Here is a 13,259-nt window from a genome sequence, read left to right on the forward strand (position 1 = left end):
CACAAGCAACACCTTGTTAGCACGTTTTCCCGAAGACTACGCCTCTATTTTTTGAGAGGCCAAAGACGCGGCATGCCAAGGCGGCCGGCCGGGCACTCACCCGGCCGGCCGCCGCAAAAAGCACGTTTAATCGTCGAAGTCGCCTTCGGGGCCCTTGTCGCGGGACAGGGACTTGGCCCGCTCCAGGATCTTCTCCCGGGTCCATTCGGCCGGATTCTCGATGACGCCGGCCTTGGGGCCAAGGTCATGGGAACCAGCGGCCACCAGGGCTTCCACGGCCAGGGGCGCGGTGCCGGCGGCATTGAAGACGTCGGTGAGCAGCCAGGCCACGAACTCGGCCACGGCCCCGGCCATGCGGTCGCGGATGGCCTTGGGCTGGCCCAGGATCTTGTTTTCAAACACGGCGTTGAGCTTTTTGTAGTCGCCGGCCTTGATGCCCTTGGCTCCGGCATAGGCCACCATCTCGGCCCACAGGGCCTCGTCCAGGCCCTTGCCCGGCTCCTTGGTGAAGGCCCCGGCCGCGTCGAGCACGGCGTTGCCATAGTCGTTGACGGCCACGCCCCAGGCGATCATCTGCAGGGCCGTGGCCACGTTGGCCTTGGTGGTGCGGGTCAGGCTGGCGATCTGCTTGAGCTTGTCCGAGGAATTGCCCGAGGTGCCGTGCTGGGCCCCGGAAATGCCGTAGGGGGCCAGGGCCTGATGGATCTCGGCGGTCAGCTCCACCTGGATGCCCGTGGCCGAGGCCTCGATGCCGTGGGTGGTGCCGTTATTGAGCGCAATCCAGTCCGGGTGGATGCCGTTGGCGTTGAGCCCCCGGATGAGGAACAGGGCCTCGTCCGGGGTGGACAGGCCGGACTTGCCCTTGATCTCGCCCACTTCCGTCTCGTAGCCGGCCCAGCCCGGGACCACGGGGGCCAGGGCGATATTGGCCAGGAGGTTGTCCTCGTCGGGGAGGTGGGAGGCGTCGATGGCGATGGAGGTGATGCCGGCCTCGAACAGCGTCGGGATTTCGGCCAGGGCCTCGGCCACGTCGCCGGGCTTTTTGATGCCGTAGTGGTCGGCATGGATGGCCACGGGCACGGTGATGCCCAGTTCGTTCATGGCCTGGTCGGCCTGCCGGGCAATGTTCCACATGGTGACGTTGCAGTAGGTGGACTCCGACCGGGCGATCTCCAGGATGACGGCGGCGTCGGCCTTCTGGGCGGCGATAAGCGCCCCGCGCAGCACGGCGTTGCTGCGGGAGTTGGCGGCGATGGTCATGGCCTGGCCCTTTTTGAGCATGGCCCGGTCCACGGCCTTGCCGCTGACGAGAAGCGCCCGGGAATGGGGGAAAAGGGTCTTGACGTTGGGCGGGCGGCCAACGGCCAGGGCCTGGTTGAAGGCGGTCATATCCGTCTTGGTCATCGAGTCCTCCTTGTCGTGGCGGGGCGCTTGGCCCGAAATGGCGTGGGTCGCGGCCGGCTCAGCCGGCAGCGTAGATGTCCGCGATTTTGTGGGCGGCCAGGACGGCGGCGGCGGCCGGATCGTTGGCCACGGCTGCCATCAGCGCGGCCACGGCCGAAGCGATGCGGGCGCGCTCCACCGGATAGGGAATGTCGGCCAGCCGGCGGCACAAGGCGTCCAGGCGGGCCAGGTTGGCGTCGGCCGGCCCGGCCTGGCAGCGGCCCAGGAAGTCGCAGGCCACGACCTGCGCCCCGGCCTTGGGCTGAACGCCGGCCAGATAGGCCGGCGCGCCGCACACGGCGCAGGTGATCTCGCCGGCGGCGGTGTCGGCCACCGGGAAGGTCCAGTCGTTGACCGTATTGCCGCAGGCGTCGTACTTGCGGATGTGCAGAAAGCGACTCTCGGCCGCCCAGCCGAAATCGGCGTGGGTCGGGTCGGCGACGCAGAAAAGTCGGCGCGAAAGCATGGCAGGCTCCTTGGGTCCGTAAACAGAGGCGAAACCGTCCAAGGCATAGTACGGCCGAGCGAAACAATCAACACGCCCGGCTGCAATTCCCCGCCTGCACTGGGGGTTTTCCCTTTCGCGCCGGGGCGTATTCTGATAGCCCCTAGCCTCGCCGCCGCCGCGGCCTGGAGGCTTAAGACATGTCGGGCTATCTCTACGTTCTGGGAGCCGCCGCCTTGTGGGGGCTGATCGGGCCGCTGTCCAAGCTGTCGTTCGCCGCCGGCATGGACACGGTGGAAGTGGCCTTCTGGCGCACCACCCTGGCCTGGTTTTTTTTCGCCGCCCAGGCCCTGCGCGCCCGGGAAACGCGCATCGCGCCCCGGGACCTGCCGGCCGTGGCCGGATTCGGCGTGGCCGGCATCGCCGGGCTTTTCGGCGCCTATGTCGTGGCCGTGGAAGCCGGCGGCGCGGCCCTGGCCTCGGTGCTGCTCTACACCGCCCCGGCCTGGGTGGCCGTGATGTCGTGGCTGTTTCTCAAGGAACCCATGGGCGGCTACAAGATCGCGGCCGTGGCCGCCACCATCGTCGGCGTGGCCGGGGTGAGCTGCGGCGACGGGTCCGCCGCCGTCAACGGCCGGGCCATCTTTTTCGGCCTGCTCTCGGGCGTCACCTATGCCTTGTACTACATCTTCGGCAAATACTACCTGGGCCGCTACAAGACGCCCACGCTCTTTCTCTACGCCCTGCCCGTGGGGTCGCTGACCCTTTTGCCCTTTGTCCACTTCACCCGGCCGACCCTGGCCGGGGCCGTGCCCTGCATCGTCCTGGCCCTGTGCTCCACCTACGGAGCCTATTCGCTCTATTACGCCGGCTTAAAACGCCTGGAAGCCACCCGGGCGGCCGTGGTGGCCACCCTGGAGCCGGTCATGGCCGCCATTTTGGCCTACGCCCTTTTCGGCGAGCGCTTCGGCTTTATCGGCTATCTTGGTTCGGCGCTCATCATCGCCTCGGTGCTGGCCACTATCTGGGACGGCGCGCGCGAGCGGCTGCGCGCCCCCCTGCCCCAGGGGAGCGGAAACTAAAGACGGCCGGCCCGAAAACCGATAGGAAGGGCGTGGAGGACCGTCGCGTCCGCGCGGCGAAGGCAGCCATGAGCGACAGCGCGAACACTCCCCTTCTTGGGGCGACTGCCCCGGCCCAAACCGCCCCGCAACGGACGGCCTCGGCTCCTGTGGCCGAGCGCCAGAAGATCGAGGAGCACGACGCCCAGTCCACGGTGCGCGACATCCAGGCCGCCTTCCCCAACCGCAGCATCGCCCTGCGCATCGACGAGGCCACCCAGATCGTCCAGACCCTTGTGCGCGACGACGCCACGGGCAAGCTCCTGCGGGAACTGCCTGACGAAGAATGGCTGCGCCTGGTGGTCAAACTGCGAGCCTTTGCCGCCGAAGCCATCCTGGACAAATCGGTCTAGGGCGTGTCCCTTATACGGACGATTTTTTCGAATCCGCATGGTTTTAGTCTGTTGCCTACGAAACGCCCCAAGCGTTTTTCGGGGACGCGACACCAGGGACGCCTCACCCAACCCAGGGCCTAGGATCTCAGCCCAATGACCAGCTTGCCCTTTCCGGCGGGCTTGGCTACTGTCCCGGGTGCCCCCAAGAGATGGCAAATCCTTCGAATAATTTACCTTATAAACAGTTTCCAAGAGCCCGACACGTGTGCCGCAGCGCCACGCTTCCCCAACCCTGACGGCTTTCGCGGCGTCGCCAAACCACCGGTGCTCTCGACCCGCCCAAACCGTCATGCTCACGGCCAAGCAACCCTTTCGCCCCTTTCCCGTCGGACGCGGTCTGGCCCTGGTCTCCCTGGCCCTGGCCCTGTACCTCGTCCTGGGCTGGCTGGTGGTGGCCGCCAACCGTAACGCCGCCGCCATCCGCGACGTGGTGCTGGAAGCCGACAACGCCTTGTCGTCCATTGGAGCCGCGGCCGGGGAGATGCGCGCCCTGGCCCTGGTCGTGGCGGCGCGGGGCGACGACGACGCTGCCGTGGTCTACCGCCAACAAGCCGATATCGCCGCCCAAAGCCTTCGGGAATTGCGCCGACTGGTCGATGCCTCGCCGGGGTTGGCCGACATAGCCGCCATTGAGAAGCATCTGTCCAAGCTCATGGCCATCCAGGCCCAGGCCCTGGACTTGGCCCGCCAAAGGCGCACCGACGAGGCCTGGGCCATGCTCCACGGGAGGGACTACGAAAGCCTTCTGGCCGAGCTCCATCTTTGCCTGACCACCTGCCACGCCTCGGTCAAGGCCGGCCTGGACGCGCTGCTCGACGCCCAGGCCCGCCACGCTGCGGCGGGCCTGGCGGCCATCGCCGTGGCCACGCCCACCCTGGCCCTGGGGAGCCTGCTGCTGCTGCGCCGGGCGGCCCGCGTTTCCCGGGCCAACGACGAGGCCCGCTCCGAGCTGGCCGCCTCGGAACGGCGCTTTCGGGGCACCTTCGAGCTGGCCGCCGTGGGCATCGCCCATGTGGGGCTGGACGGCCGGTTCCTGCGAGTCAACGCCCGGTTCCAGGAGATCACCGGCTACGACGCGGCCGAATTCGATCGCCTCGATTTCGCGGCCATCACCCACCCCGACGACCTGGACGCCGACTTGGAACGTGTGCGAGACCTGCTGTCCGGCCGGTTGGCCACCTACTCCATGGACAAGCGCTACGTGCGCAAGGACGGCTCCCTGGTCTGGATCACCCTGACCGTGTCCCTGGTGCGCGACGACGACGGCGAGCCGCTCTATTTCATCAGCGTCATCGCGGAGATCACCGACCGCAAGATGGCCGAGGCCGCCGCCCGGGACAACGCCGCCGCCGTGCGCGAACTCCTCGACGCCGCCTCGGACCGGGTGATCGTGGCCGACACCTCGGGCCGTATCCTGGCCGTCAACGCCGCCGCGGCCGCCGGCATCGGCCAGCCCAACGAGGCCCTGGCGGGGAGGACCTTCGCCGAGATCTTTCCGGGCAGGGTCGGCGAACTGCGGCTGGCCCAGCTGCACCGGGCCGTGAAGCTCGGCCGGCGGGTGCGGTTTACCGACGAGCGGGCCGGCATCCTCTTCGACATCATCGCCGCCCCCCTGCCCACTCCGCCCGGCTTCCCTCCCCGGGCGGCCCTCTTCGCCCGCGACGTCACGGCCATGATCCGGGCCAGACAGGCGGCCGAAGCGGCCAGCCAGGCCAAAAGCGACTTTCTGGCCAACGTCAGCCACGAGCTGCGCACGCCCTTAAACGGCATCATCGGCATGGGACAGGTCCTGGCCGCCTCGAACCTCGACCCGGACCAGCGGCAATGCCTGGCCGACATCGAACAAGCCGCCGGCGCGCTGCTGCAGCTCGTCGAAAACCTCCTCGATTTGTCGCACCTGGAGTCGAACAAGCTCGCCCTCGACACGCATCCCTTTGTCCTGTCGTCCATTCTTCAAGGCATCGAGGCGACCCTGGCCCCCGTGGCCCAGGAAAAAGGCCTGCAACTGTCGGCGACCATCGCCGGGGATGTTCCGGAACTCTTGTGTGGCGACGGCGGCAAACTGCGCCAGGTGCTCCAGAACATTGGCGGCAACGCCGTGAAGTTCACGTCGTCGGGGTCGGTGACCATCGAGGCCTACTGCGCCAAGCCGTGCGTGCTGTCCGGACCGGAAGGCGAGACGGTGGAAGTGGGCTTTGCCGTGCGCGACACCGGCATCGGCATCGCCAAGGACGATCAGGAGCGGATTTTCGAGCGTTTCACCCAGGTGGACGCCTCGTCCACCCGACGTTTCGGCGGCACGGGGCTGGGGCTGGCCATCAGCCGGGGGCTGGTGGAAGCCATGGGCGGGGAGCTGACCGTGGAGAGCCAGCCCGGCAAGGGCAGCGTGTTCCAGTTCAGTCTGCGCTTCGGGCTTCTGCCCGACGACGGGGCTATTGCCCCAGGTAGGCCTTTCTGATGTCGGCGTTTTCCCGCAGCGCCGCCGCGTCGTCTTCCATGACCACCGCGCCGGTCTCCATGACGTAGGCCCGGTCGGCCAATTTGAGCGCCATGTTGGCGTTTTGCTCGACGAGCAGCACGGTCATGCCGCGCTCCTCGTTGACGTTGCGGATGATGCGGAAGATGTGCTGGGAGATCATGGGCGACAGCCCAAGGGACGGCTCGTCCAAAAGCAACATGCGCGGCCTCCCCATGAGCGCCCGGGCGATGGCCAGCATCTGCTGCTCGCCGCCAGAGAGCGTCCCGCCGTGCTGCTTGCGCCGCTCGTGGAGCACCGGGAACAGCCGAAACACCATGCCCAGGTCGGCCTCGATCTCGTCGGCGTCGCGGCGCAAGAACGCGCCCATGTCGAGGTTTTCCTGGACGGTAAGCCGCGGAAAGATGCGGCGTCCCTCGGGCACCTGGCACAGGCCCAGGGCCGGCAGCTGGTCCGGGCGCTTGTCGCGGATGGACTCCCCGGCGTAGCGCACCTCGCCGGCCGTGGCCCGCACGATGCCGCAGATGGTCATGAGCGTGGTGGACTTGCCCGCGCCGTTGGCCCCGATGATGGTGACGACCTCGCCTTCCTCCACCCGCAGCGACACGTCGCGCAGGGCCTGGATGCGGCCGTAGTGGGCGCACACGCCCTCAAGCTCCAAAATAGCGGCCACGACTACTCCGTATCGTCGGAACGTTTGCCCATGCGCGCCGCCGGCCAGAGTCCGGCCGGGCGCACCAGCATCATGACGGCCATGGCGCCGCCAAAGGCCAGCATCCGGTAGAGTTCAAATTCGCGGAAAGCCTCGGGCAGGGCGACCAGGGCCAGCGCGCCGAGGATGACCCCGGGAATGGAGCCCATGCCGCCGAGCACCACCATGGCCAGCACCATGGCCGACTCGATGAAGGTGAAGCTCTCCGGGCTGACAAAGCGCATCCGGGCGGCGAAAAAGGCTCCGGCCAGGCCGCCGAAGACCGCGCCCAGGGCGTAGGCCAGAAGCTTGAACCGAAACGTGTCCACGCCCATGAGTTCGGCCGCGGTCTCGTCCTCGCGGATGGCCTCGAAGGCCCGGCCGATGCGCGAGAAGTTGATGCGGTGCACGGCCACGATGGTAAAGGCGGCCAGGGCCAGGATGACGTAATAGAGGTATTCGAGCTTTCGCAGCAGCAGATATTCAAAGGAAAAGGAGCCGTCCACGAAATGCGGGATGTAGACGCCCGGGGACTTGATGCCCAAAATGCCGTTGGGGCCGCCGGTCAAGGCCATCCAGTTGTTGATGACGATGCGCACGATTTCGCCGAACCCCAGGGTCACGATGGCCAGATAGTCGCCGCGCATCCGCAGGGTCGGGTAGCCGATGAAACAGCCGGCCACGGCGGCGAACACGGCGCAGATGGGCAGGCAGACCCAAAACGGCACGGCATAGTGCACCGAGAGCAGCGCGTAGGTGTAGGCTCCGACGCCGTAAAAGGCGATGTAGCCAAGGTCGAGCAGGCCGCACAGGCCCACGACCACGTTAAGCCCCAAGCCCAGGCAGATGTAGACCAGGACGTTTATCGCCACGTCCTGGGCATAGCGGTTGGTGAGCATGGGGAAGACCAGGGCGAAGACGATGACCGGGGTCAACAGCATCCAGCGCGGCGCGCGGGACAGGCTGTCGCCCAGGGCGTCCCGGGCGGCGGCCAGGGGATTTAACACCCCGTCGAGCCGGCCGGCCTTGCCCAGGCGGTAGAGCACGAAACAGATGGTCGCGCCCACGGCCACCCGCAGCCAGACGGCAAAGGCGTCGGCGAAATGCAGCTCGCCGTCGCGGATGCCCAGAAGCGGCCACAGGAGCAGGTAGAACCAGGCCAGGCCCAGGCCGAAATACTGCCAGGATTTCCTAGACCCGCGTGTCATCGACATTCTCTCCCATGATGCCCGTGGGCATGAAATAGAGCACCCCGATGAGGATGACGAAGGCGAAGACGTCCTTGTACTCGCCGCCGGCCGGGATGTAGGCGGCGGCCAGGATCTCCACCATGCCGATGATGAGCCCGCCGATCATGGCTCCGGTGATGTTGCCAATGCCGCCGAGCACGGCGGCGGCGAAGGCCTTGATGCCGGGGACGAAGCCCATGTCGTAGCGCACCGAGCCGTAGTAGAGGCCGACCATGATGCCGGCGGCGGCGGCCAGGGCCGCGCCGATGGCGAAGGTGGTGCTGATGACCTTGTCGGAGTGGATGCCGACCAGGGCGGACATGACCTTGTCCTGGGCCGTGGCCCGCATGGCCTTGCCGATGCGGGTTTTGAAAACCAGCGTGTTGAGCAGCACCAGAAGCAGGGTCGTGACGAGCAGGATGCCGATCTGCATGAAGCTCACCCGCACGCCCAGCCACTCGAAGCCGCCGTGGGTGAACTCCGTGGGGTAGGCCTTGTCGTAGACGCCCTGGGTGAGCATGAGGCCGTTTTGCAGAAAGATCGACATGCCCAGGGCCGAGAGCAGCACGGACAGGCGCGAGGATTGGCGCAGCGGCTTGTAGGCGACCTTTTCCACGGCCATGGCCAGCATGGCGCAGTAGCCCATGGCCAGGATCAGGGCAAAGGCCAGCCCGAACCAGGGATGGCTGTCCATGAGGCCCTGGGAGGCCATGTAGCTTAACAGGATGACGCCGAGATAGCCGCCGGCGGCGAAGATCTCGCCGTGGGCGAAATTGATGAGCTGGATGATGCCGTAGACCATGGTGTAGCCCAGGGCCACCAGGGCGTAGACCCCGCCAAGGGTCAGTCCGTTTATGAGCTGCTGGAAAAAATAGTCCATGCGTCGGGGCCGCCATTGGGGGGAGGGACGGCCCTCCCCCCTGCTGCTTGAGGATCGTGTCCTAGTACTTTTTGCCGGTCTGGGGGTCCCAGAAGTTGGCGAACTTGCCGTCCTTGACCACACGGATGATGTAGTTGGAGCCGGACTCGCCGTTTTGCTGGAACTTGATCTTCTTGGAAGCGCCCTGCATCTCGCCCTTGATCAGCTCGGCCTTGATCTTGGCCGGATCGGTGCTCTTGGCGGCCTTGATGGCGGAAAGCAGCGAGTAGGCGGCGTCGTAGGAATACGCGGAATACGCGCCGGGCTTGCCGAACTTCTCGTAGGCGGCCAGGAACTTCTTGTAGGAGGGGGTTTCCTCGTCGATGTAGCCAAAGGTCAGGTACATGCCCTCGGCGGCGTCCTTGGCGATTTCCATGAGCTGGGGATGGTAGACGGCGTCCTGGCCGATGATGGCGGCGGTGACGCCGGCACGCTTGGCCTGGATGAGCATGAGCGCGCCGGAGGCGGAGTTCTGCAGGCTCATGTAGAGAACGTCGGGCTTGGCGTCCTTGATCTTGGTGAGCACGGCCGAGAAGTCCTTGTCGCCCTGGTTGACGTGGTCATGGGCGATGACCTTGAGGCCTTCCTTGTTGGCCAGCTTCTCGACGTTGTCGGCCAGACCCTGGGAATAGGTGGTCTTGTCGTCGACGATAAAGACGGTCTTGGCCTGCAGCACGTCCTTGATGAACTTCATGGCGGCGATGGACTGGTCGTCATCGCGGCCGCAGACGCGGAACATGTAGGGCAGGCCGCGCTCGGTGACTTTCTCCGAGGTGGAGGCCGGGGTCAGCATGGGGATGTCGGCTTCGGCCAGGGTTTCGGAGGCCGGGATGGTGGCCGAGGAGCAGTAGGCGCCGATCACGCCGACGACCTTCTCGTTGACCAGCTTGTTGGCGGCGGCCACGGCCTGGCGCGGATCGCAGGCGCTGTCCTCGGCGAAAAGCTCGATCTTGTCGAAGCCGGGGATGCCGCCTTCTTTTTCGATGGCCGCGATGGCGGCGCGGGTGCCGTTGGCGATGTCGTTGCCGTCGGCGGCGTAGGAGCCGGTCAGCGGGCTTAAGCTGCCGATCTTCAGGGTGGCGGCCGTGGCCGTGCCGGCCATCAGACACATCGCAACCAGGGTCAGGATGACACGTTTCGCACTCATGTTCCGCAAACCTCCTTGCTCATGGTGTCGCCCTAACGGCCGCGACGTGCGGCCTCCCCGGGCGTTTCGCGGCCTGCTTGCCCTGTCGCGCGGACCTGCCGCGACACGGCCCAAAAAGCCTCAAGCGTGACAGACATTCTCTAACACTATTCCGTAATCGTTTCCCAAAATACGTCGTTAATCGGTCTCGGAGCCGAGGTAGGCCTCAATGACGGCCGGATTGGACCGGACCTCGGCCGGCGCGCCCTGGCAGATGCACACTCCGTGGTCCAGGACCACCACCCGATGGCTCACGTTCATGACCACGCTCATGTCGTGCTCGACCAGCAGCACATTGACGCCGGTGGCGGCGATGCGCTGGATCATTTCCATGAGGTCGCGGCTTTCGGACGGATTGAGTCCGGCGGCCGGCTCATCAAGCAAAATGGTCGTAGGATCGGAGCCCAGGGCCCGGGCGATCTCCAGGCGGCGCTGGAGGCCGTAGGGCAGATTCTTGGCCACGGCGTCGGCATGGGCGGCCAGACCCACGAAATCCAGGGCGGCCATGGCCCGTTCGCGCACGACCCGTTCCTCGGCCCGCTGACGCCGGGTGCGCAGCACCGAGCCGATCACCCCGGAGCGGGTGCGGCAGTGGCGCGCCACCATGACGTTTTCCAGGGCGGTCATGGCGGTAAACAGCCGAATATTCTGAAACGTGCGGGCAATGCCCCGGGCCAGGATATGGTGGGGGCGCAGACCGGAAATGGTCTGGCCGTCGTAGGCCACGGACCCGCCGGAAATCTTGTAAATGCCTGTTATGACGTTAAATATCGTCGTCTTGCCGGCACCGTTGGGGCCAATGAGGCTCACGATCTCGCCGGGACGCAGATCGAAGGACACTTCCGTGAGGGCTTGGAGCCCGCCGAAGTGGACACTGACATCGGTTAGACACAGGTGGGCCATGGGATTGACTCTATACGAAAAAATCACAAGAAAAAAAAGGGGAAATTTTCAGGGAGTCCGTTGGGTTACCGCTGCCGCCGGCAACACCCCCAAGCCGTGGCCAAGAACAAAAAGCGTTCGGAAATCCTTAACAAAAAAGTCTAAAAACAACAATCCGCCGCCCGCCCGGGAGGCGTTTGCCCCCTGGACGGACGGCGGATCAGGCGACGAAAAAAATGCTTCGCCGCCGGCCGATATTTGGTTTTTTGCTAATTTCGCAAAACAATCATCTGTCCGTTCCCTGCCCGTTTCAGGCCAGGATGGCCTCCAGGGCCTCGGCAAAGGCCTTCAGATCGTCCTGCTCGACCACCAGCGGCGGCAGCAGGCGCAGCACCGTGTCCTGGGTCAGGTTGCACACGAAGCCCTTGTCCATAAGCGCCTTCCAGACGTCCGCGCCCGGGAAGGTCAGCTCGATGCCAAGCATCAGCCCCAGGCCCCGAATCTCGGCGATCTTGCCCGGCCGGCGCTCGGCCACCTCGGCAAAAAGGGCCTTGGCGAAATCGCCCAGGCGCCGCGCTCGCTCGGCCAGCTTGTCGCGGTTCATGATCTCAATGGTCTTGGACGCCGCCGCCGCCACCAGCGCCCCGCCGCCAAAGGTCGTGGCGTGGGAACCCGGAGCGAACCCGGCCGCCACTTCGTCCGTGGCCAACACCGCGCCCATGGGCAGGCCGTTGGCCAGGGCCTTGGAGCAGGTGAAGACGTCAGGCGTCAGACCGTAATTCTGGAAGGCCCAGAACTTGCCGGTGCGGCACATGCCGGTCTGCACCTCGTCGATCATGAACAGGATGTCGCGCTGGCGGCAAAGAGCCTGGACCGCCTCCAGATAGGCCTCGGGGAACGGCTTCACGCCGCCCTCGCCCTGGATGCACTCCAGCAGCACCGCCGCCGTCTTGTCGCTGACGGCCGCGCCCAAGGCCTCGATGTCGCCGGCCTCCACGGTGGTGAAGCCCTCGGGCAGGGGATCAAAACCGAACTTGATCTTGTCCTGGCCGGTGGCGGTCAGGGTCGCCAGCGTACGGCCGTGGAAGGACTTGGTCAGGGTGATGATCTCGTAGGCGTCGCGGTTTTTGACTGTGCGCATATAACGCCGGGCCAGCTTGATGGCCCCTTCGTTGGCCTCGGCTCCGGAATTGCAGAAAAACACCTTGCCCATGTGGCAGGTGGCCTTGAGGGCCTCGGCCAGCTCGACCTGCTCGCGCTGGTAAAACACGTTGCTCACATGCACGAGTTCCCTGGCCTTTTGCGCCACCACGTCGGCCACCTCGGGATGACAATGCCCCAGGTTGCACACCGCGATGCCGGCCAGCAAGTCCACATACTCGCGGCCGTCGAGATCGCGCATACGGCAACCGTCGGCCGAGGCCACGGCCAACGGATACCGGCCATAGGTGCTCATGACGGACGCCTGCTCCCGCGCCTTCAGCGCGTCAAACGCTTCACTCATCGCGATCCTCCTTACGGGACGTGAATTCCCGGGGGAGGGAACCCCCTTTTTGCAAAAAGGGGGTTCCCTCCCCCGGACCCCCACCCTCCCCCAAAAACTTTCAACGGGTTGCGATCACCGTAAACCCTGCCTTCTGGTCCCCTTATTGGGGGCAGCGAATCGCCCGGTTTTGGACCGGGGCGCGCCCCGGCCGAAAACCGGGCGATTCGCCGCACCCAAGATGAGGGGGTCCGGGGGGATCATCCCCCCGGCCGCCGGAGGCATCTTCCTCTTATTCTTCTTATTCTTCTATTACTCTCTTCCCGTATGCCCAAACCCGCCCGCGCCGCGGGCGGTGGCGTCGAGGTCGTCGACGGGCGTGATAATGGGCCGGACAAAGGGGGCCAGGACGAGTTGGGCGATGCGGTCGTGGCGATTGATGGTCAGGGGCTCGGTGGACGTGTTGAGCAGCCAGACGATGATTTCGCCCCGGTAGTCCGGATCGATGACGCCCACGCCCTGGGCCACGGTGAGGCCGTGCTTGGCCCCCAGGCCCGAGCGGGAATAGATGAAGCCGGCCACGCCGGGTGCGTCGATGGCGATGGCGATGCCGGTGGGCACGGCGGCGCGCTGGCCCGGGGCGATGGTCAGCGACGCGGCCTCGATGTCGGCGCGCAGGTCCAGGCCGGCCGAGCCGGCGGTGCCGACGCTGGGCGGATTGTCGCGGCTGGAGTCGCGCAGGAATTTGACGCGCAGAATGGATGTCGGGCCGGTCATGATGGTCGCCTCCGGGTCGGGAAATCAGGGGCGTAAAAGTACCCCTTTGAGGGGATTTGTAAACGCTTTTTAATTTACTGAAATACTACAATTTTTAGACGGCGCTTGAGGGCGTTTCGGCGCGGCGCGGGCCAGGCGGTCGGGGAGAAAGGGGAAACGGGGAGAGGACGGGGGACGGCGGACAGACGCGGAGGGACGACGGGATCGGCGGC

The 13,259-nt window shown here is 65.9% G+C and carries 12 protein-coding genes; 3 read left to right on the forward strand and 9 right to left on the reverse strand.

Annotated features, from left to right (window positions below):
* Positions 1-126: 126 nt before the first annotated feature.
* Both C3Y92_RS19900 and C3Y92_RS19905 read right to left on the reverse strand, forming a co-directional pair.
* Entirely contained in the window at positions 127-1,404 is a 1,278-nt protein-coding gene (locus C3Y92_RS19900; protein WP_129355606.1) for a class II fructose-bisphosphate aldolase, read from the reverse strand.
* 58 nt (positions 1,405-1,462) lie between these two features.
* Positions 1,463-1,909 (reverse strand): hypothetical protein, encoded by a 447-nt coding sequence (locus C3Y92_RS19905; protein ID WP_129355608.1) that lies wholly within the window; start codon positions 1,907-1,909, stop codon positions 1,463-1,465.
* A 179-nt stretch (positions 1,910-2,088) separates the two neighbouring features.
* Here C3Y92_RS19905 and C3Y92_RS19910 point away from each other — a divergent pair, with 179 nt between their 5' ends.
* From C3Y92_RS19910 to C3Y92_RS19920, 3 genes are all read left to right on the forward strand, one after another.
* A complete protein-coding gene (locus C3Y92_RS19910) occupies positions 2,089-2,970 on the forward strand; it encodes a DMT family transporter (protein WP_129355610.1) in 882 nt (293 codons plus the stop codon).
* 68 nt (positions 2,971-3,038) lie between these two features.
* On the forward strand, positions 3,039-3,362 hold the full coding sequence (locus C3Y92_RS19915) for a flagellar protein FlaG (protein ID WP_235669554.1): 324 nt from the start codon (positions 3,039-3,041) through the stop codon (positions 3,360-3,362).
* Positions 3,363-3,693: 331 nt separating this feature from the next.
* Positions 3,694-5,862, forward strand: a complete 2,169-nt coding sequence (locus C3Y92_RS19920) for a sensor histidine kinase (protein ID WP_129355614.1) — start codon at positions 3,694-3,696, stop codon at positions 5,860-5,862.
* Here C3Y92_RS19920 and C3Y92_RS19925 read toward each other — a convergent pair.
* From C3Y92_RS19925 to dut, 7 genes are all read right to left on the reverse strand, one after another.
* On the reverse strand, positions 5,837-6,553 hold the full coding sequence (locus tag C3Y92_RS19925) for an ABC transporter ATP-binding protein (protein WP_015863163.1): 717 nt from the start codon (positions 6,551-6,553) through the stop codon (positions 5,837-5,839). The two genes, C3Y92_RS19920 and C3Y92_RS19925, sit on opposite strands and share 26 nt — an antisense overlap.
* A 2-nt stretch (positions 6,554-6,555) precedes the next feature.
* Positions 6,556-7,779 (reverse strand): ABC transporter permease subunit, encoded by a 1,224-nt coding sequence (locus tag C3Y92_RS19930; RefSeq protein WP_129355957.1) that lies wholly within the window; start codon positions 7,777-7,779, stop codon positions 6,556-6,558.
* Positions 7,763-8,680 (reverse strand): branched-chain amino acid ABC transporter permease, encoded by a 918-nt coding sequence (locus tag C3Y92_RS19935; RefSeq protein ID WP_129355616.1) that lies wholly within the window; start codon positions 8,678-8,680, stop codon positions 7,763-7,765. The genes C3Y92_RS19930 and C3Y92_RS19935 overlap by 17 nt, the downstream gene beginning before the upstream one ends.
* A gap of 61 nt (positions 8,681-8,741) precedes the next feature.
* Positions 8,742-9,866 (reverse strand): branched-chain amino acid ABC transporter substrate-binding protein, encoded by a 1,125-nt coding sequence (locus C3Y92_RS19940; protein WP_129355618.1) that lies wholly within the window; start codon positions 9,864-9,866, stop codon positions 8,742-8,744.
* A 177-nt stretch (positions 9,867-10,043) separates the two neighbouring features.
* Positions 10,044-10,808, reverse strand: coding sequence for an ABC transporter ATP-binding protein (locus C3Y92_RS19945; RefSeq protein WP_129355620.1), 765 nt, complete (start codon positions 10,806-10,808; stop codon positions 10,044-10,046).
* Positions 10,809-11,097: 289 nt separating this feature from the next.
* A complete protein-coding gene (locus tag C3Y92_RS19950; protein ID WP_129355622.1) occupies positions 11,098-12,291 on the reverse strand; it encodes an aspartate aminotransferase family protein in 1,194 nt (397 codons plus the stop codon).
* A gap of 291 nt (positions 12,292-12,582) precedes the next feature.
* Positions 12,583-13,047 (reverse strand): dUTP diphosphatase, encoded by a 465-nt coding sequence (gene dut / locus C3Y92_RS19955; RefSeq protein WP_129355624.1) that lies wholly within the window; start codon positions 13,045-13,047, stop codon positions 12,583-12,585.
* Positions 13,048-13,259 lie beyond the last annotated feature (212 nt).

Origin of the sequence: Solidesulfovibrio carbinolicus, assembly GCF_004135975.1 — a bacterium.
GTDB classification, from domain to species: Bacteria; Desulfobacterota; Desulfovibrionia; order Desulfovibrionales; family Desulfovibrionaceae; genus Solidesulfovibrio; species Solidesulfovibrio carbinolicus.

Excerpts from the sequence above, each read along its gene's own strand:
- C3Y92_RS19915 (WP_235669554.1), top strand. The coding sequence starts at position 3,039 with ATGAGCGACAGCGCGAACACTCCCCTTCTTGGGGCGACTGCCCCGGCC.
- C3Y92_RS19900 (WP_129355606.1), bottom strand. The coding sequence starts at position 1,404 with ATGACCAAGACGGATATGACCGCCTTCAACCAGGCCCTGGCCGTTGGC.
- C3Y92_RS19935 (WP_129355616.1), bottom strand. The coding sequence starts at position 8,680 with ATGGACTATTTTTTCCAGCAGCTCATAAACGGACTGACCCTTGGCGGG.
- C3Y92_RS19910 (WP_129355610.1), top strand. The coding sequence starts at position 2,089 with ATGTCGGGCTATCTCTACGTTCTGGGAGCCGCCGCCTTGTGGGGGCTG.
- C3Y92_RS19940 (WP_129355618.1), bottom strand. The coding sequence starts at position 9,866 with ATGAGTGCGAAACGTGTCATCCTGACCCTGGTTGCGATGTGTCTGATG.
- C3Y92_RS19945 (WP_129355620.1), bottom strand. The coding sequence starts at position 10,808 with ATGGCCCACCTGTGTCTAACCGATGTCAGTGTCCACTTCGGCGGGCTC.
- C3Y92_RS19950 (WP_129355622.1), bottom strand. The coding sequence starts at position 12,291 with ATGAGTGAAGCGTTTGACGCGCTGAAGGCGCGGGAGCAGGCGTCCGTC.
- dut (WP_129355624.1), bottom strand. The coding sequence starts at position 13,047 with ATGACCGGCCCGACATCCATTCTGCGCGTCAAATTCCTGCGCGACTCC.
- C3Y92_RS19905 (WP_129355608.1), bottom strand. The coding sequence starts at position 1,909 with ATGCTTTCGCGCCGACTTTTCTGCGTCGCCGACCCGACCCACGCCGAT.
- C3Y92_RS19930 (WP_129355957.1), bottom strand. The coding sequence starts at position 7,779 with ATGACACGCGGGTCTAGGAAATCCTGGCAGTATTTCGGCCTGGGCCTG.
- C3Y92_RS19920 (WP_129355614.1), top strand. The coding sequence starts at position 3,694 with ATGCTCACGGCCAAGCAACCCTTTCGCCCCTTTCCCGTCGGACGCGGT.